This window comes from Eubacterium segne, assembly GCF_014287775.1.
Lineage (GTDB): Bacteria > Bacillota > Clostridia > Lachnospirales > Lachnospiraceae > Eubacterium_G > Eubacterium_G segne.
Window position 1 is genome coordinate 147,994 of record NZ_JACOOZ010000001.1, and the last position, 18,388, is coordinate 166,381.

Below are 18,388 nucleotides of genomic sequence, written 5' to 3' on the forward strand. Positions count from 1 at the left end.
GGCATTTTTTTGTTGCTAAAATCAAAAATCTCCTCACGGTTTGTGATATAATAGAGTTGACTAAAAACCATAAATCACGCCCGAAAGGAGACATTACTATGATACCACAAAAACAACTCACTTTGGCAGATATTTTTGAAGATTGTAAAGAAATTTATGATTCTGACAAACCTCAGTTTCTTACTCTGCTTGAAAATCACATTGACCTTGATAAACATATCAGAAGCTTAAAATCTTCCATAGCCTAGGACTTACCATAAAATGCCATATCACTTATGCCGTATAATCATTAAAATACATTTTAATTTTACTTAAATTGTTGTTTTCAATAAATACTTTCTAAAATTCAGATACTAATAACAAAAAAAGGCTACTGCATTTCTTCTTTAATGCAATAGCCTATACTTATAATTGCTTTTTATTCCTTTCCATCCCAACAGAAAGTACATAATTTACTTTTATCAATTCCTACTGAATCAAGCATATCATCTAATCTGTTAAATCTAAGAGATGTAAAATTCAATTCTTTTCTGATTTCTTCAACCATGTTTTCGTATTTCTCAGATTCAGGATCAGCGTACTCCTGCAATACTTCTTCCGTTACCTTTCCATTTTCTAATCTTTCTATTACACGCCTTGTAATTAAGTCCATATCAGAACGGGAACGGGAAAAGTTAAGGTATTTACATCCATATAATAATGGAGGACATGCCGGTCTTATGTGTACCTCCTTAGCACCACTCTGATATAAAAACTCCGTTGTTTCCCTTAGCTGTGTTCCACGTACTATTGAATCATCTATTAGCAAAAGACTCTTATCTTTAATTAAATCCTCTACTGCCAAAAGTTTCATTTTAGCTATCATATCCCTCTTGCTTTGCATTGTAGGCATAAAAGAACGGGGCCATGTAGGTGTATACTTAATAAACGGTCTTGAAAAAGGTATTCCTGATTCATTGGCATACCCTACAGCATGGGCTATTCCTGAATCCGGAACTCCTGCAACAATATCAGGGTGAACATTATCACGCTTTGCCATTTTTTCGCCACAGTTATAACGCATTTTTTCAACACTGATTCCTTCATATGAACTTGCCGGATATCCATAATAAACCCATAAAAATGTACATATCTTCATGTCATTATCAGGCTTATATAATGTAACACAATTCTTTGGAGTCATAACAATAATTTCTCCCGGTGTTAATTCCTTATAATCTGAATATCCAAGATTCTTATAAGAAAAGTTTTCAAAAGCAGCACAAAAAGCATCTTCTTTTCTTCCTATGGCAATAGGTGTACGTCCCATTTTATCCCTTGCAGCATATATACCTGCCTCATTCATTAAAAGAAGTGACAGGGAACCGTCAATTTTTTCTAAGGCATAATTAATTCCATCAATTAAATTATCTTTCTGGTCAATAAGTGTGGCTACAAGTTCTGTGGCATTAATGTCCCCTCCGCTCATTTCCTGAAAATGAGTATGCCCGTTTTTAAATAAATCCTTTATAAGTTCGTCAACATTGTTAATCTTGCTAACTGTTGTAAGAGCATAAGTTCCATGAATAGAACGTATTATTAATGGCTGTGACTCATAATCAGAAATACAACCTATTCCATATGTACCCTTCATTTTCTGTACATCTTTATCAAACTTTGTTCTAAAAGGAGAATTTTCTATATTATGAATTGCACGGTCAAATCCGTCTTCTCCTAATACAGCCATTCCTCCACGCCTTGTTCCTAAATGTGAATGGTAATCAATACCATAAAATAAATCAAATACGCAATCTTCTTTAGATGCTACACCAAAAAAACCACCCATTTTTTCTCTCCTCAAATATGTATTTTTACAAAATCTCCTCTATATCTTACCTTGTTTTGCCACTAATTTCAATGAATATCCGTTTTTTGATAAAAAAGCTGCTGCCAAAACGTACATAACCCGCCTTAGCAACAGCTTCCTTTTTAATAATCCCTATTATTTATTGTACCTTATAAAAGTGTTTGTTTTATTTACATTCCTTTTAACTAAAGATTTAAGTTTCTTTATTTTTGAACCCTTTACGTATCCGATTACCCCATTACTAAATACCACCTGATAGTAACCATTAATTTTCTGACTGTTAAGTACAAGTCTTGTATTTCTTGAAACAATACCTAACTTTCTTCCGGTTCCTCTGGCATTTGAATAAATTGCCGTTTTGCATGAAACTCTTGCAGTTCTAAATAATGTTACATTCGGTGTACTACTTACCTTCTTCTTTGTGATTTTTTTAGAAGGTGTAGCAATACCGTACTTAAATCCACTATCAAGACTTACACTGTTTACTGCAACATATCCTGTTCCAAGTGCATTAGTACCGTACTTTATCTTATAATAATTTCCAACCTTGTTTACTACCAACACTCTCGTTCCCTTTGGAGCCTCAGTATTAAACCCTGTTCCTACTCCCGTATAAATACCGGTAGTTGATGATACTACTGCATTAGATTTATTTCCTTTATAACTGCTGCCTGTTGAAGTTAAAACCGTAACATATGCACTTCTAAGATATGCATATCCTGATTTGTATTTTATTTTATACCATTCTCCAACTTTTCCTACAATTGTAACCGATACTCCGGCGTTATACTGTCCTAACTGAACTCCCTGTAAACTTGGAGATTTTCTGATATACAAGCCATTAACATTTGTAACACCGTACTTAATCTTGGTCTTTCCCTTCTTTACAGTAAGTTTGCATTTTGCTCCATATCCATCTGTTGTAAGTGCTGTTATTGTAGCCTTTCCTTTTTTATGACATGTTACAATACCAAATTCATCAACAGATGCAACTGCTACATTTGAACTGGTCCAATATATAGCCTTATTATAAGCATTTGACGGTTTCACTGTTGCTGAAAGCTTAAACATATTACCCACTTTCTTTGTGAGTTTTGATTTTGAAATCTCAATACCTGTTGTTCTCTGCTTAACCACAACCTTAACCCTGTCACTTACATTTCCAAAATGTGTATCATTGGCGGTTACAGTTATGTAACATGTTCCTCCACTAACAGCAACTATTTTCTTTGATGCTGTATCGTAATATGCTACATCTTTGTTAGTTGACGTCCATGTTACTGCCTTTTGTGTAGTGTAATCAGGATTAAATGTATAACTTATATTTTTCCTTTCTCCACTGTAACATGTGATACCATGTCTGCTAAGTTTAATGCTCTTTGGAGCAGCTATTACATTTATAAATATCTCTGCTCTCTTTCCATTATATGCTGTAGCATAAACCCATGTAGAGCCAAGTTTCTTTGCATAAACTTTTCCATAACTATCCACTGATAATATGCTACTGTCCTTTACACTCCAATTAATATTTGTATCTGATGGTACAGTTGTTCCTCCATTAAATACCGGTGAAAGGTTTACATCTTCATATATGTACAAGTTCATAGAAGATTTTTCAAATTCAATGGTCTTAACCGGTGTTTTAACGTATACCAAAGCTTCAGCCTTATACTCATCTCCATCAACTAATTTCATAGTTGCAGTTACAGTTATAAGTCCTGCTGATGCGTCAGGAGATACCGTAGCATATCCCTTTGAATCAAGGCTTATATCACTACTGTCAGCTGACCATGTAACCTTACCTTCAACAGCATTTTCCGGTAGAAGATCTGCATCAAATTTAATCTGTTCACCAGGATATACGATACTTCTTTCCGGTGTAATGTTAAGAGAATATTCATCTCCACCAACTATGATTTTAATCATACCTACTGCCGGTGTACCATTTCCATCCATACCATATCCGTCGCTTGTGCACTTTGCATAGATATAAGTTGTTCCTTTGCCCTTTGTAGTCACAATTCCATTTGCGTCTACTGTAGCAATACCGTCATCCTCTGCACTCCATAAAACCTTTTTGTCATATGCATTTACAGGAGTAATAACAGCTTTTAACTGAACTTTATCACCTATTTTCTTTGAGTAAATTGTATCCGGTGAGTCTGTACTTACAGTTCTTATTTCAACTGATTTTACACTTGCTTTTACCAATACTTTTACTTTTCTTACTATAGTTGCCTGATTTCCATTTTTATCTGTATATTTTGCAGTTACAACCACATTTGTCTTTCCGCCTGAAATAGCTTTAATCTCACCACTTGCATCCACTGTGGCAATGCTATCATCCTCTGATGAATACTCAACCTTTTCATAATCTGCATCTGCGGGTACCGGAGTTATCTCAATATCATCGCTTTCTCCTTCCCACAGGGAAATACTGTCTTTAGAAAGAATGATATTTTCTAACTGCTGTAATACTTCTATGGTAATCTTAGCACGTTTGTTATTATAGCTTTGAGCATAAATAACTGTCATTCCTGCTTTTTTAGCTTTTATTATTCCTGCTTTATCCACAGAAACAACCTCTTCATTGGCACTAGTCCATGTAATGTCCGTATTATAAGGTTCAGACGTTCCTCCATTCCATAATACTAATGAAGATAAATCAAAAGAATCTCCTGTATATAGAATCTTATTATTTTCCGTAAAGGTTATGCTATCTACATCCTTTAATGATTTCACTGATAATTCAGCTGTTTTAGAAAATGATGTTCCATCAGCTGTAACTCTTGCCTTTACTATAAAATTACCGTTTACGAGCGGTGTAAAGGTTATGCTGTCACCATTTTCAGCAAGCATATATGTTGAAGTATCAGCTGTTTGGCCGTCTAATTCTACTTCATATGTTACATTTGCATACTCAGGAGCAATTTTAACCGCCACATCTACTGCTGTTCCTTCCACAACTTCTGCCTTATTAAATCCAAATGCTACAGTAGGTTTAACTAAAACATTAACGGAAAATGTAACAAAATATCCGTCCTTTGTAGTAGCAGTTATAACAGCCTTTCCTCCGCTTACAGGGGTTACCATACCATTTACTACTGTTGCCACTTTTTCATTATCAGATGACCATTTTACATTTTCCGAATTAACCTCCGGTGCACTTAAAACCCCATCCTGAACTAATGAAATACTTGGAATAAGATCCTTTGGTTCCTGTCCCAATACCATATCAAAACTCTTTTCAGCATTTGTGGTATACACTATTCTGATAGGTTCCGGTACTGTTGTATCAATGACATGGAATGTAAACGTAATCTTCTCATTTCCTGCTTTTGCAGTAACATAAGCAATTCCAACATTCTTAAATGTAACAAATCCTGAGTTATTTACATCTAATATTGTATTGTTTGATGTTTCATATGTAATTACTTCGTTGGAATTTTTAAGGCTAATTACTGATGATAAGTCAATTCCAAAACCTGCTATGGCATTAACATCCTTCATGTCAACAGTATATTCCGTTACACTGGCAGAAAGCTCAGGTTTTCCTATTACAGTTACCGGGAAAGACACAGAATATCCGTCTGCTGTGTAAGCTATAACAACAGCAATTCCCGGATTTTTTCCTAATACATATCCGTCTACAACCTGTACAATGCTTTCATCACTTGAACGCCATGCTAAATCTTTATTTACATCACCATTATTATTTTTAAATGAAATATACTTCTTTAAGTTCTCACTGTAATATTCACCGCTTACAACTTCAATTGATGAAACCGGCTGATTTAATTCAATTTCTAAAGATGAAACTTTAACATTAACAGTAAATGTTACATACTGACCATTTGGAATAGTTGCTGTAATTATTGCTGTTCCTTCTCCGTTGGCAGTAATAATTCCATTAGTAACACCTGCCACCTTTGTATTATTACTTTCCCATGATACATCAGAAATACTGTACTCTGTTACGCTAACTTCAGTTTTTACTGTTGCTCCAACTTCACTTAAAGAAAAGCCGTCAGCTCCATTTATGCTAATTGTTCCACTGTCTTTTTTTGTAGTATCTGTTACATGGAAAATTATAGTTGTATTTGCACTTCCTGCAGTGTTGCTTACACTTGCCTTGACTGTATAATATCCCACTTCACTGAAGCTTATTATATCATTTGCAATTTGTGCTTTAGGACTGGAAATATCATAAGTAATTACCGGTTCAGAAGACGTAAGAATTGACTTTAAGTTAAATGAATCTGTTTCACTTAAATTAATATCAACTTCTTTTACACTTGAAGATATAGTCGGCTTAGGTGTCTGCTTTTCTACTTTAACTACCTTGTAAATAATACTTGCACTTACATTACCTGTAGGAAGTGTAGCTGTAAGAGTATACATGCCCGGTTCATGGAATGTAATGCTATTTTCACCAAGCTCTGCTTTTGTTGCATCATTTGGTGTTAATGTATATACTACCGTATCATTGGTGTTTGATGTATTTGCCTTAAATGTAACTACAGGATTTGGATTATCCTCAGTTATTTCAACTGTCTGTTCTAATCCTCCCACTAAGCTTATTTCCGGCTTTGCAACTGTTATATCCACATCTTTAGTATACATATGTGAATTACCATAAGTATCCTGAAACTCTGATTTAACCGTAATAACTGCTTTTCCCGGAGCAACTGCTGCAACTGTTCCGTTATTATCCACTGTTGCAACATCATCCCTACTGCTTGAATAACTTCTGACAACTGTTGCCATATCCATTTCATCACAAATTTCGACAGGTGAAATCTTTAATGATTCTCCTACTAAAAGTTCTCCACTAGAAGGAGTAACATTTAATGTACCCGCAGGCTTCTTAACAGTTACTGCAACACTCTGAGTCCCATTCAAAGTAATAACACCACTTGAACTTCCGCCTGCTACCTCATATTCTGCAGCAACCTTTACAACAGCTGTTCCTTCCTTCTTTAATATGTATGCGCCATCACTATCCACACTTATAATATCACTATCCGTAGATGTGTATGATACACTTACAATATGTGTTATTACTGTGGCTCCATATTTCACTACAGGCTTAATTGTTCCCTGCTCACCTGAAGTTCCGTTAATCTGGTAGCTATTTAATTCGATATCAATACCCAAATCATCTGCAGCTACGCTAAATGAACCTGTAGGAAGCATTGTCACAACCATGACAACTGCCAAAACCATTGAAATTATGCCTGACACAATTTTCTTTGTTCCTTTTTTCATATATAACTCCTTTCATCTTTTTCAGCATTCCGGTGCTTTTAACGCTCCACGTTATTTATATGCACAGTTAGCTAATGTTATTAACAATTATTGTTTATTTCAATACAAATATCAACGAATCTGACTCAAGCGGTTAATTTCTTACTTAAGTGGTTTATTATGTTTTTTACCTTTTATGGTTTATGTGTTATAATAATTCATGGTTTTCAACCTATTTCATACAAAAAAGGAGAAAAATTTGAGAGCGGCATTTGTAGACAATAACAGACAGGATATGGACACCTTAATTTCAATGATTACAAAGTATTCCAATAACTCTTTTAACATTACTTCCTATGACATATATTTAAATGGTGAAAGCTTTTTATCGGAATTTTCCACTAACAAATATGATATTGTTTTTCTTGATATATTTATGGACAAGCTTACCGGTGTGGATGTGGCTTTCGAGCTTAGAAAAACAGACAAAAATGTTCAAATTGTATTTTGCACCACCAGTAATGAATTTGCCACTGAAAGTTATCAGGTTGATGCTTTTTATTATCTTGTCAAACCCTTCAGTGACAGCAATATACAAAACCTTATACATAAATTAAGCTCCTTTGATTTTGAATTGTCACAGTTTATAACCCTTCCCGGAGGTATTAAAATATATCCAAGAAATATTATATATACTGAATACGAAAACCATAAAATTATTATCTATCAAAAGGATGGTAATAACCCGTGCTTTCGCATGTCACAGCATCAATGGGAAGAAATGATATGTAACTACTCTTATATAGTTAATTGTTTCAAGGGTGTTATTGTAAATCTTTATGAAGTTGAATCTAAAACCGACAATTCCTTTTCTATGTCAAATGGTGAGACTCTTCCCATAAGCCGTAGAAATATTAAGGATATAAACACCATATACTCTGATTTTCTATTTCAAAAATTAAGAAAGGATATGTTAAAATAATGTCACAGGGCTTTTCTACTGAAGAATTAATAGTTTATTCATTATTAAATTTTTTACCCTATGTTACCGTAGCGTTGTATCCATTTAGGGATTCCTTTAGATTTTCCAAAAAAAATACAGCCCTGCTTATTCTTTTAGCGTCATTTATTCAGATAATTTTAGGACTATGTGCAGGATATGGCTCAGATAATGCCATTTCTTTGATTTCTTTAGTGAGTACCTTTCTTTACATATTTTTCTATTTTCTTTGTGTAAAGGCAAAATTTGGCAAGTCCTTATTTGTTCTTTTAATGCTTTCAAATATTTCAAATTTCATAGTTTCCCTTTCAAAATGTATAGAGGGACTACTATTTCCAGATATGGCTTCTGACATTTACAGGTGGACTTTCTGTGTAACCACATTATTTACCCAATTAGTGGTTTTATCGGCAGTATCCCTTTTTATAAACAGGATTTTAAGACCAGTACTTTTACTTAGAAATCAGGATTACATATGGCATTATTTATGGCTTGTTCCATCCACCTTTTATTTAATCTGGTATTACAATATATACTTTAATTCTACTTTATCAAGTTTAAAGTTGGCTCTTAACCCTAAAAATAATATAATTTCTTTTTTAATTAATTTAGGTGCCTTTTTGATTTATTACATAATTGCCCGTATGCTATCTGAAAATAATAAAAATATGCAACTTGAAAATGCTAATCACAGTTTAAAAATGGAACAGCTTCAATTTGTTAATCTTCAAAATAAAATCAGTGAAACCAGAAGAGCAAGACACGATTTAAGACATTACTCAACGGTTATAAGAAGTTATATAGAGCAGGATGATTACCCTCATTTAAAGGAATATCTTGAATCTTTCTTAAATGTTTTGCCTGATGATACTCCTATGAGCTTCTGTGAAAATACAGTAATTAATGTTTTAATATCTCATTTTTATGGCATTGCCAAGGACAATAACATTGATTTTGAAGCAGATGTAAACATTCCCGCTTCCATACCTGTGGAGGATGTTGACCTTACTGTTGTTGTGGGAAATCTCATAGAAAACGCAGTGTATGCGTGCATTTCCAAACCTGACATGCCTAAAAATATAATAATAAAGGGAAAAGTTCAAAATAATGTTCTTCTATTTACAATAGATAATACATATAGTAATGCAATTAGAAAAGATAAAAGTGGCTCCTACTACTCCACTAAACATGAAGGGGTTGGTATCGGTCTTGAATCAGTTGCCGGAATTATCGAGAGATATAACGGAGTATTAAAAATAGAGCAGCACAACAACGTATTCTACATTTCTGTTATGCTGCAACTTCTATAATTCTTTTTAAACATATGTAACCTAAATTCATTTATCTTCAAGCAAACGTTTTTTCTGTTCATAAACCCTTTGCAGTTCCATCTCAAAATCCTGCCTGTTTTTCTGCATCATTGTTTGTAGCATAAGACCTGCAAAAAATGACTGAACAGCTGTCACTACCATAAAACCACAAACAATTAATGTTGGAAACTTAGGAACCAGTCCTGTTTCTAAATATATTTTCATAACAGGTACAAAATTAATTAATGCAGTGATGCATAATAATATTGCAATTGCACCAAAAAAGCCCATGGGTTTGTATGTTCTATACAATTTTACAATTGTTTTCAACACTTTCATTCCGTCTGAATATGTATTTAATTTAGATTCGCTGCCCTCAGGCCTGTCACGATAATCTATAATTACATTTTCAACATACATATTTTTTTCAACGGCATGTATACTCATCTCCGTTTCAATCTCAAATCCCTTTGATAAAACGGGAAATGTTTTTACGAACTCAAAACTAAAGGCACGAAGTCCTGTCATTATATCCTTAATATCATTTTTAAATAATACATTTATACTTTTTCTAACGAGAGAATTTCCCATGTTGTGAAAAGGTCTCTTATTCTCCTTAAAATATGTAGACGATAAACGATCCCCTACAACCATATCAACATTCTTTTTAAGCACTAAGTCCGCCATTTTTCCTGCTGATTCTGCCGGATATGTATCATCCCCATCCGTCATTATGTAACATTGTGCATCTACCTCACGGAACATTCTCCTTATAACATTTCCTTTCCCCTGACGATGTTCATAACGCACTATGGCACCGGCCTCTTCTGCTATTTTATCAGTTCCATCTGTAGAATTATTATCATATACATATACCACAGCCTCCGGGAGTACCCTCTTAAAATCTTTTACCACCTTACTTATTGTACTACTTTCATTATAGCATGGTATTAAAACTGCAATCTTGTCCATAATTTTCCTTCCTCATTAACATCATAATACATAGTGATACGGCAAAAACAGATATTGCCAGTTCACGATATGCAAACCAATAATGAATGTATGAATGGTTTTGAATAAGAACATACCATGCAATAGGATAACACGCCATTATGGCATATGGGATAATATTGTTCACCTTAATATGCCTTGTTTTATATAATGTTATAACAAATATAACAATTAAAATAATCAATGCTATAACCACCCCTATTTGATATGAAGCCTTAAACTCTCTATATAATACATTAACAAAATTGATTTTCTCTTTAGCCGCACTTGAGGATGTTCTCACCTCAATAGTATCAAATGCATTTCGTATTATGTTTTGCCCTGTTATTATGCTTCCAAGAAGCCATTTCAGTGCCCACATTCCGCCGTATCCAACAGCCCAAAAAAACGACTTTTCCACAATATTCATAATATCGCCCTTAACTTTATCCCTCTGATACATACACACCCACAATGTTAATGGTACGCCTAGGGTTATCAATGGGAAAGTAAGCAAATCCATATAACTTGTAATAATTCCTACAAACATAAAGAAAATATTCCATAGGAATAAATTCTCCTGCCATTTCCTGCTTTTACATAAAATAAATAACATTGCACAAAATGTTATTATAGTCACTGAACCGAACTGCAATGACATCATTGTTGACACAGGGTTCAAAAAAATCCATAAAAAAATTATTGGGAATATAAGTCTTTTATTTATAGTCGAAGATTTTGATACTAATAATGCAAATAAACCTATTTGTAGAAACATTAACAGATATCTGATTGTACCATAATCAAATAAAGCTATTAAAGGTTTTAAAAAAACAAGGTATCCATGCCAATATCTTGAATATTGGACCTCACTATAACCTTTTCCCTTTCCCAGATAATTGTCCACTAATACCTCATCCGGTTTTTTATCACTCCTATAGTATCTCGATACATTAATTGCCCCTTTCCACGCATTCTCTGTTGTGGGATGAGATGCTGTTAAAAGCATTAATGAATCTGTATAATTATCCAGCTGGGAATTTTCCCGGTTCATAGTTCTAAAATATCTTCCCTCTGTTTTGATTATCCCGGCACTTTCAGACATATTGCCTTTCATATAATCTGTCGGAATACCATAAGCCATAACCAACAGCATATATCCCACAAGGCAACTTAAAATCAATAATATGGCCACTAGAGCAATCTTCCCTTTTATGTTCAATTCATTCATTCTCTTATTATTCATATCACTTTTTTCCTTGCTTACATACCTCCACACAATATACCACGTTATATGTCAAAATACAACACCACTAATTGGCATAAGCCTGGAAAATCTACGTATTAATTTTCCCTGTGGATTAAAATTTTCTAACATATTATTACCTATTCCGATACAAACCTTGACATTATTTTCAGCAAAATTATACTATATTTTAGTTAGTAATATTTTAGGGAGTGATAATATGGTTCAAAATAATATTAAAAAAAATCATATGGATATTTATTGGCATGACTATGCTGACAGTTTGGGAAACATTCCTATTACAAATGCCGGTCTTGTTGAAAAGGCATCAATAATCGGACGTACCGGTCTTATGCTTTTATCCTGTGGAACAGGAGCATGGCGTGTGAGAAGTTCCATGAATACTTTGTCTGAACAGCTGGGAATAACATGCACCGCCAACATTGGTCTTATGTCTATAGACTACACCTGTTTTGATGGTGATAATTGTTTTTCCCAGTCTCTCTGTCTTACAAATACAGGAGTAAATACATCCAAACTTAACCGTTTAGAGCATTTTATAAATGACTTTTCATCAGAAGGTATTAAAATGTCCGGTGAGGAACTTCATGTCCACCTTGATGAGATTGAACATATACATGGTCTTTACTCACCTGTTGCCCTGGGACTTGCTGCGGCACTTGCCTGTGGGGCATTTACGTTTCTTCTTGGTGGTGGACCCTTTGAAATGATTTGTGCTTTTTTAGGAGCAGGAATGGGAAATTATTTGAGATGTAAGTTATCAGAGCATCACTTTACACTTTTTTTATGTATTGTTTCATCTATAACATTAGCATGCCTTGTATATGCCGGAATACTCAAATTTGCCGAAGTATTTTTTGCCATTTCACCTCAACACGAGGCGGGTTATATATGCTCGATGTTATTTATAATTCCAGGATTTCCTTTTATAACCAGTGGTATTGACTTGTCAAAGTTAGATATGCGTTCAGGCCTTGAGCGACTTGCCTATGCCATTGTTATAATTGTTGTGGCAACAATAACAGCGTGGATAATGGCTCTTATATTAAATCTGAAGCCTCTTAATTTTCCTGAACTTTCCCTTAGTGCAACGGCACTACTGCTTCTAAGATTACTAGCAAGCTTCGGAGGAGTATTTGGTTTTTCAATAATGTTTAACAGTCCTATTCCTTTAGCAGCATCAGCAGCCGTAATAGGTGCCATTGCCAATACATTAAGACTTGAACTGGTTGATCTTGCGGCATTTCCACCGGCAGCCGCCGCATTTATCGGTGCATTGACCGCCGGAGTACTTGCGTCTCTCTTAAAAAATAGTTTGGGATATCCCCGCATAGCAATCACTGTTCCTTCCATAGTAATTATGGTACCGGGACTTTACCTTTACCGTGCAGTATACAATTTAGGTGCTATGTCCCTTACAACCTCAGCCTCCTGGTTTGCATCAGCAATGCTTATTATTCTGGCACTTCCTCTTGGACTGATTTTTGCAAGAATTATCACAGACAAATCCTTTAGATACTGCACCTGATATTTTGACTATAGTTTTTCTCTTTCAAAGTCAATAAACATTAAAAAGAATACAAAGAATAACAGTGCGGAACAACATAAAATTGCTTTTTCCTGCAATATGTGAATAAATAAATTTCCAATTATCGCACCTATTACAAAGCATGCAATTATACCATAATAAAGCAATGAGCTTTTAAAATATTCAATGTCTTTATTATGGAAGTAATTGCATAAATTCTGCGTACCACTTCTCAAATTTCCAATACACATAGTTGTTGCTATACCATTTCCACGTATCTTTCTAAAGCTTTCTACCTGTATGCCACAGGCAAAGGATGTCAAGGAATTTGCCAACAGGTTTAAAGATAATGGGAAAAAGCTGACTCCCACAAGCATCACTGCTTCAATAAGAACTGCCGCCTGCCTCCAATGCAAAATTTCCAATTCCTTAGTATGTACTATTTCTGCTAACGCAATTCCCAGTGCAAATGCCAGTACCGGCAGAAAGTAATGTATTGCCATTTTAAAATTTCCCTCTGACAAATTTACTCCAAATAATAAAATATTACCTGTCTGGGCATTTGCAAAAACGTGTCCACGCTCAATATATGAATATGCATCCATAAATCCTCCTGAAATTGCCAAAAGCATTCCAAGTCTTATGGATTCAGACATCTGCTTTGTTTGTTTCATTCTATCCTCCTACAATTCAAGGCTGTCCTCGCCGGCTTCTTCCATCATTTTTTCTCTGCATGATAAAACTATTCCGTCAATTTCCTCTAAATGATGTAACATTCTTTTCTCAAACTGATGTATCGGAAGTAAAATTCCTATTTCATCAAACTTCTTTTGATTTTTCTTCCCTGTTTCCTGTCCATAATAAACCATTGCAGAAGGAGCTACACTTTGAATCATTCTAAAAGTATCCCATATAATTGCATATGCCTGTGCCTCCGTCATTCCCAATTTTACCGTATCCGGAAGCGCATACAATATCATTATTCCACGACGTCTGTTTTCTAATTTTTCTTCAATTTCCATATCCTTAGTGTAATATCTTGCTATGTCAAACCCGTCTGCTAAATACAATTTAGACCTTGGTGCACATACATGATTTTCAAATATTTCCTTAAATTTAGTATATTCGTGATGTGACACAGGTTCTTTAATATCCTTTAACAATTTTCCCTCCACATCAGAAAGAAGTATTGGATTTCTCCCATTTTTTCCATAAAATCTTTTCGGAATAAGATATGCCTCTCTTAACAAATCAAACATACTTTTTTGGCATACCTCTAAAAGCAAAGCACTTATATCCTGAGTTTCATATGCTGAAAATAGTATTTTTGCAAAGCGTTCCGAATTTGAATCCACCACTAAATGATCATCATTTAGGTGCTCATAAAAAGTCTCACTTAACCGTTCACAGGCAACAGGTGATTGAATAATTTTTGAAAAAATAGCTTCCACTGCCTCTTCTCTTGGTATTTTTGAAATTTTCGTAGACATATAAATTCCTCCTTAAATATTATTTTCAAACAAATTATAAAACTGTAAAGTTGATGCGTCAATGTTTATCCTTACATTATTTTAATCCCAAAACATAAATTTATTTTTTACATTTTTAAGGGGATATAATATAATGATGTAAGTATTTTAACGTTAAATAATTGTTTAGGAGATTTGTTAATATGAGCAAAATTAAAATTATAAAGAAAAACAACGATTATTCCATGGAATATGAAGTTGGCGATATTTTTGAAGTTGAAGGTACCTGGTATGGAGGAGTACACATTTCCGGTAAATCCGGAGCACCTGTTTCCCTGGATAAGGAGGAATATGAGGAATTGCCGGATACAGAAAAAAAACCGGATATTGATACTGATGTATACAATAATCCGGATAATTTATCTACCCATAACATAAAAGTTGGGGATATAGTAAGGCATTTCAAGCGTGAGCTTGTTTCTTCTAATACCTCTGAATATTTATATAAAGTTCTGGCCTTTGCCGCCCACACGGAAAATGGTGAAAGGTTAGTTATTTATCAGGGATTATATGCACCTTTCAAGGTATGCGCTCGCCCCTTTGATATGTTTACGAGTGAAGTAGACCACAATAAATACCCTGACATTAAGCAGAAATACAGATTTGAAAAAATTGAAGTATGATTAATTTATTCCATACATTTCTTTAAAAATATTTCTTATTTCATCAAACTTCAGCACTTTATCGGGATGGTCTTTATGAGGTGCAATTATTTTTTCCATCCATACCATATTGTACCATCTTCCGAATTTATAACCACAATTATAAAATTCTCCTACCATCCTGTAACCTAAGTGCTGATGATACTCTACACTGTTTTTTGTAAGATATTCATCCTCCTCTTTAGGATATGCTATACAGGCATACAAATTGGTAATTTTCTGCAGTTCAAGTGCCTGTTCTAAGGCCTTATACAGCTTTTTTCCCATTCCCCTATGTTTAAGATTTTTATCCATATAAATAGTAGTTTCCACAGCCCTGTCATATGCCGCTCTTGACTTAAATTCCCCGGCATATGTATAACCTAAAATTTTTCCTTCTTCCTCTAAAACTAAATAAGGATATTTTTTTAATGTATTTGAAATCCTATCACTAAACTCTTCAACTGATGGGACATCATATTCAAAGGTTATAGCTGTATTTTCAACATAATAAGAATAAATTTTAAGTAGCTCTTCTGCGTCTTCTCTTTTTGCAACCCTAATCATAAATTCACCTTCTTTAGTTGTTTAAAGCTTCTGCTTTGTGCTTTTTTGTATTTATATATGCAATTACGGATATTATTGTGTCTGCGCAGAAAACAAAGGAGAAAACAGACATTACAAGCTGTATTCCATCGGTAATCATTCCTTCATTTTTCATGCAGCTAAAACATGCAATGGCAAATAGTCCTGTTAAAATTATGCTAAAAGCATCGAAAAGAAACAGTGCTATGGAAAATGCAAATGTAAAAATAGTTAGCAAACATAATAATCCCATAATAAAAATTCCAATATATGCCGGAATCTGGACTAGTTTTACAATCATGTGGGTTCGTGCCATAACTGAAGCCTCATATTTTAATTTTCCCACTACCACCAATGTCAGGAAAACAATATTCATGGCAAGCCACACCGCGCCGAATATAATAAAAGCCAATATCATTATGTACACATCATCGAAAAACAGATTTTTCATAAGGTACATTCCTGTAGGTGTATTACTTCCAAATATCATGGCAAGCATTCCCAAAATTAAATATACATATAAAACATTCCCAATTGCTACTATCCTTCTCATACCGTTACCTCCTGATAAAAATTAAATTTTCTATGCCCCTAAGGGATGTTATTTCTTATCCATATCTACACATCCCTACATTTATTTACTGTTTAGTATAACAATTGTATTCATTTTTTTCAATTTAACTCCGCAACATATGTTATAATCTGTTATAATTGTGACATATTATGAATAAGGTAGGTGATAATTATGGCAGGTAGTCATATTTCCATTCCAACTATTCTAAAAGTTGGAAAAAATACTTTAGAAAATCTTGGTTCATATCTTAAAAGCAGTGGTTTTAAAAATGCCGTTTTGTATTTTGGGAACGGTTTAATCAGCATGTTTGGAAATGAAATAATGGATTCTCTAAAAAAAGATGGTATAACAGTTCTTGATTATATGGAATTAGATACAACTAAAATAGAAGATATTATTAACTTAGCTTTTAACATTGATTCTAAAGCTCAGGTTATTGTTGGAATCGGAGGTGGCAAGGTTATTGACACTGCAAAATATGCGGCATACCTTAGGAAACTGCCTTATGTAAGTATTCCTACATCTGCTTCCAGTGACGGTTTTTCCAGTGCCAGTGCCTCTCTTTTAGTCAATGGTCGTCGTACTTCGGTGCCTGCCAAAATGGCTTATGGTATTGTTGCCGACACTGAAATTTTGAAAAGTGCCCCTGAAAAATTTATCTTTTCAGGTATTGGTGACATGGTATCAAAAATTACGGCATTGTATGACTGGAATTTTGAAGCTGAACGGGGATATTCAGAAATGAATGATTTTGCCGTTATGATTGCAAAAAAGGCAGTAAACAGTTTTGTAAGAACTCCTTTTGAAACAATACATGATGACCTTTTTTTAAGGGAACTGGTGGACTCTCTTGCCATGAGTGGAATTGCCAACGAAATTGCCGGAGGCAGCACTCCTACTAGTGGAAGTGAGCATCTTATTTCCCATTCCCTTGACAAAATGCTTGAACATCCTCAATTACATGGTATTCAGGTGGGGGTTGCCACTTACCTTATGAGTCGTGTTCAAAATCACAGATATATACGTGTTAATGCAATTTTTGAAAAAACAGGATTTTGGGATTATGTAAGTACACTTAATTTAAACAGGGACGACTATATGAGAGCTATTGATATGGCTCCGGAAATTAAGCCTCACAGACACACATATCTCCACGAGGAGCAATATAGAGAACTGGCAAAAAAAATATTATGTGAAGATGACGTTTTAAAACGTGTATTCGGATAGATTGGAGTAATATATGAAATATGATGGTTTATTATTTGATTTAGACGGCACCCTTTGGGATGCCACGGAAAATATACGCACATCCTGGAATATTGCAATAAAAGATTTTATAGGGTTAGAAAACCGTGAACTTACTGCTGAAGAATTGCAAGGGGTTATGGGGCTGCCCATGGATGAAATTGCCGCTAAACTTTTTTCAGAATATCCAAAGGAAAAACAGCTGGATATTTTACAGCATTGTTGCGAAATTGAAAATGAATACTTAACAAACCATGGCGGTATTTTGTTTCCTAATGTAGAAAAAACTCTTAGTAATCTCTCTAAAAACTTTAAATTATGTATTGTAAGCAATGGACAGGCAGGATATATTCAAACATTTCTTACCTCCCATAACATGAATAAATACTTTACTGATTTTCAGAACTGGGGTGACAATCAGGTTCCAAAGGGCGAGAACATCAAGCTGGTTATGAAACGTAACTCCATTAAACATGCCGCCTATATTGGTGATACATTAGGGGATTTCAATGCTTCAAAACTAGCCGGCATTGACTTCATATATGCAAAATACGGTTTTGGCGAAGTGGAAAAACCTGATTATACAATTAATTCCTTTGAGGAGTTGGAACAAATAGTTGGTTAGA

The 18,388-nt window shown here is 34.3% G+C and carries 15 protein-coding genes; 7 read left to right on the forward strand and 8 right to left on the reverse strand.

Annotation, left to right across the window (positions count from 1 at the left end; all coding sequences use genetic code 11):
• The first annotated feature begins 98 nt into the window (after positions 1–98).
• Positions 99–248 carry a hypothetical protein gene (locus H8S00_RS00670; RefSeq protein ID WP_186839936.1) on the forward strand — a complete coding sequence of 50 codons (150 nt, stop codon included), beginning with the start codon at positions 99–101 and terminating at the stop codon, positions 246–248.
• A gap of 170 nt (positions 249–418) precedes the next feature.
• Here H8S00_RS00670 and H8S00_RS00675 read toward each other — a convergent pair whose 3' ends face one another.
• Both H8S00_RS00675 and H8S00_RS00680 read right to left on the reverse strand, forming a co-directional pair.
• Positions 419–1,825: an amidophosphoribosyltransferase gene (locus H8S00_RS00675; protein WP_118589170.1), complete on the reverse strand. Its 1,407-nt coding sequence runs from the start codon at positions 1,823–1,825 to the stop codon at positions 419–421.
• 156 nt (positions 1,826–1,981) lie between these two features.
• Positions 1,982–7,114, reverse strand: coding sequence for an Ig-like domain-containing protein (locus tag H8S00_RS00680; RefSeq protein WP_118589171.1), 5,133 nt, complete (start codon positions 7,112–7,114; stop codon positions 1,982–1,984).
• 238 nt (positions 7,115–7,352) lie between these two features.
• On the opposite strand from H8S00_RS00680, the gene H8S00_RS00685 reads away from it, so the two are divergent.
• Positions 7,353–8,075 (forward strand): LytR/AlgR family response regulator transcription factor, encoded by a 723-nt coding sequence (locus H8S00_RS00685; protein ID WP_021953651.1) that lies wholly within the window; start codon positions 7,353–7,355, stop codon positions 8,073–8,075.
• 290 nt (positions 8,076–8,365) lie between these two features.
• Positions 8,366–9,403, forward strand: coding sequence for a sensor histidine kinase (locus tag H8S00_RS00690; protein WP_186839791.1), 1,038 nt, complete (start codon positions 8,366–8,368; stop codon positions 9,401–9,403).
• A 27-nt stretch (positions 9,404–9,430) separates the two neighbouring features.
• Here the strand turns inward: H8S00_RS00690 and H8S00_RS00695 are convergent, their stop codons facing one another.
• Positions 9,431–10,375: a glycosyltransferase family 2 protein gene (locus tag H8S00_RS00695; protein ID WP_118589174.1), complete on the reverse strand. Its 945-nt coding sequence runs from the start codon at positions 10,373–10,375 to the stop codon at positions 9,431–9,433.
• Positions 10,341–11,639, reverse strand: coding sequence for a hypothetical protein (locus tag H8S00_RS00700; protein ID WP_118589175.1), 1,299 nt, complete (start codon positions 11,637–11,639; stop codon positions 10,341–10,343). The genes H8S00_RS00695 and H8S00_RS00700 overlap by 35 nt, the downstream gene beginning before the upstream one ends.
• A 220-nt stretch (positions 11,640–11,859) precedes the next feature.
• Between H8S00_RS00700 and H8S00_RS00705 the strand changes: the two genes are divergently transcribed.
• Positions 11,860–13,188 (forward strand): threonine/serine exporter family protein, encoded by a 1,329-nt coding sequence (locus tag H8S00_RS00705; RefSeq protein WP_118589176.1) that lies wholly within the window; start codon positions 11,860–11,862, stop codon positions 13,186–13,188.
• Between the two features lie 8 nt (positions 13,189–13,196).
• Here H8S00_RS00705 and H8S00_RS00710 read toward each other — a convergent pair whose 3' ends face one another.
• Both H8S00_RS00710 and H8S00_RS00715 read right to left on the reverse strand, forming a co-directional pair.
• Positions 13,197–13,862 (reverse strand): YoaK family protein, encoded by a 666-nt coding sequence (locus tag H8S00_RS00710; protein ID WP_021953647.1) that lies wholly within the window; start codon positions 13,860–13,862, stop codon positions 13,197–13,199.
• Between the two features lie 9 nt (positions 13,863–13,871).
• The gene (locus tag H8S00_RS00715; RefSeq protein WP_118589177.1) at positions 13,872–14,678 is read right to left on the reverse strand and encodes a DUF4866 domain-containing protein; all 807 of its coding nucleotides are present in this window, start codon (positions 14,676–14,678) and stop codon (positions 13,872–13,874) included.
• 182 nt (positions 14,679–14,860) lie between these two features.
• Between H8S00_RS00715 and H8S00_RS00720 the strand changes: the two genes are divergently transcribed.
• Complete coding sequence (locus tag H8S00_RS00720; RefSeq protein WP_118589178.1) at positions 14,861–15,340, forward strand: DUF1653 domain-containing protein; 480 nt, start codon at positions 14,861–14,863, stop codon at positions 15,338–15,340.
• Here the strand turns inward: H8S00_RS00720 and H8S00_RS00725 are convergent, their stop codons facing one another.
• Both H8S00_RS00725 and H8S00_RS00730 read right to left on the reverse strand, forming a co-directional pair.
• Positions 15,341–15,925 carry a GNAT family N-acetyltransferase gene (locus tag H8S00_RS00725; RefSeq protein ID WP_118589179.1) on the reverse strand — a complete coding sequence of 195 codons (585 nt, stop codon included), beginning with the start codon at positions 15,923–15,925 and terminating at the stop codon, positions 15,341–15,343.
• 13 nt (positions 15,926–15,938) lie between these two features.
• Positions 15,939–16,496 (reverse strand): hypothetical protein, encoded by a 558-nt coding sequence (locus H8S00_RS00730; RefSeq protein ID WP_021953643.1) that lies wholly within the window; start codon positions 16,494–16,496, stop codon positions 15,939–15,941.
• Positions 16,497–16,688: 192 nt separating this feature from the next.
• Here H8S00_RS00730 and H8S00_RS00735 point away from each other — a divergent pair, with 192 nt between their 5' ends.
• Together H8S00_RS00735 and H8S00_RS00740 are read left to right on the forward strand one after the other, a co-directional pair.
• Complete coding sequence (locus H8S00_RS00735) at positions 16,689–17,744, forward strand: iron-containing alcohol dehydrogenase family protein (RefSeq protein WP_021953642.1); 1,056 nt, start codon at positions 16,689–16,691, stop codon at positions 17,742–17,744.
• A 13-nt stretch (positions 17,745–17,757) separates the two neighbouring features.
• Positions 17,758–18,387 (forward strand): HAD family hydrolase, encoded by a 630-nt coding sequence (locus H8S00_RS00740; protein ID WP_021953641.1) that lies wholly within the window; start codon positions 17,758–17,760, stop codon positions 18,385–18,387.
• Position 18,388: the final 1 nt, after the last annotated feature.

Coding starts and splice junctions, on each gene's coding strand:
- H8S00_RS00715 (WP_118589177.1), bottom strand. CDS start 14,678: ATGTCTACGAAAATTTCAAAAATACCAAGAGAAGAGGCAGTGGAAGCT.
- H8S00_RS00700 (WP_118589175.1), bottom strand. CDS start 11,639: ATGAATAATAAGAGAATGAATGAATTGAACATAAAAGGGAAGATTGCT.
- H8S00_RS00705 (WP_118589176.1), top strand. CDS start 11,860: ATGGTTCAAAATAATATTAAAAAAAATCATATGGATATTTATTGGCAT.
- H8S00_RS00695 (WP_118589174.1), bottom strand. CDS start 10,375: ATGGACAAGATTGCAGTTTTAATACCATGCTATAATGAAAGTAGTACA.
- H8S00_RS00690 (WP_186839791.1), top strand. CDS start 8,366: ATGCTTTCAAATATTTCAAATTTCATAGTTTCCCTTTCAAAATGTATA.
- H8S00_RS00680 (WP_118589171.1), bottom strand. CDS start 7,114: ATGAAAAAAGGAACAAAGAAAATTGTGTCAGGCATAATTTCAATGGTT.
- H8S00_RS00720 (WP_118589178.1), top strand. CDS start 14,861: ATGAGCAAAATTAAAATTATAAAGAAAAACAACGATTATTCCATGGAA.
- H8S00_RS00725 (WP_118589179.1), bottom strand. CDS start 15,925: ATGATTAGGGTTGCAAAAAGAGAAGACGCAGAAGAGCTACTTAAAATT.
- H8S00_RS00675 (WP_118589170.1), bottom strand. CDS start 1,825: ATGGGTGGTTTTTTTGGTGTAGCATCTAAAGAAGATTGCGTATTTGAT.
- H8S00_RS00670 (WP_186839936.1), top strand. CDS start 99: ATGATACCACAAAAACAACTCACTTTGGCAGATATTTTTGAAGATTGT.
- H8S00_RS00710 (WP_021953647.1), bottom strand. CDS start 13,862: ATGAAACAAACAAAGCAGATGTCTGAATCCATAAGACTTGGAATGCTT.
- H8S00_RS00740 (WP_021953641.1), top strand. CDS start 17,758: ATGAAATATGATGGTTTATTATTTGATTTAGACGGCACCCTTTGGGAT.
- H8S00_RS00730 (WP_021953643.1), bottom strand. CDS start 16,496: ATGAGAAGGATAGTAGCAATTGGGAATGTTTTATATGTATATTTAATT.
- H8S00_RS00735 (WP_021953642.1), top strand. CDS start 16,689: ATGGCAGGTAGTCATATTTCCATTCCAACTATTCTAAAAGTTGGAAAA.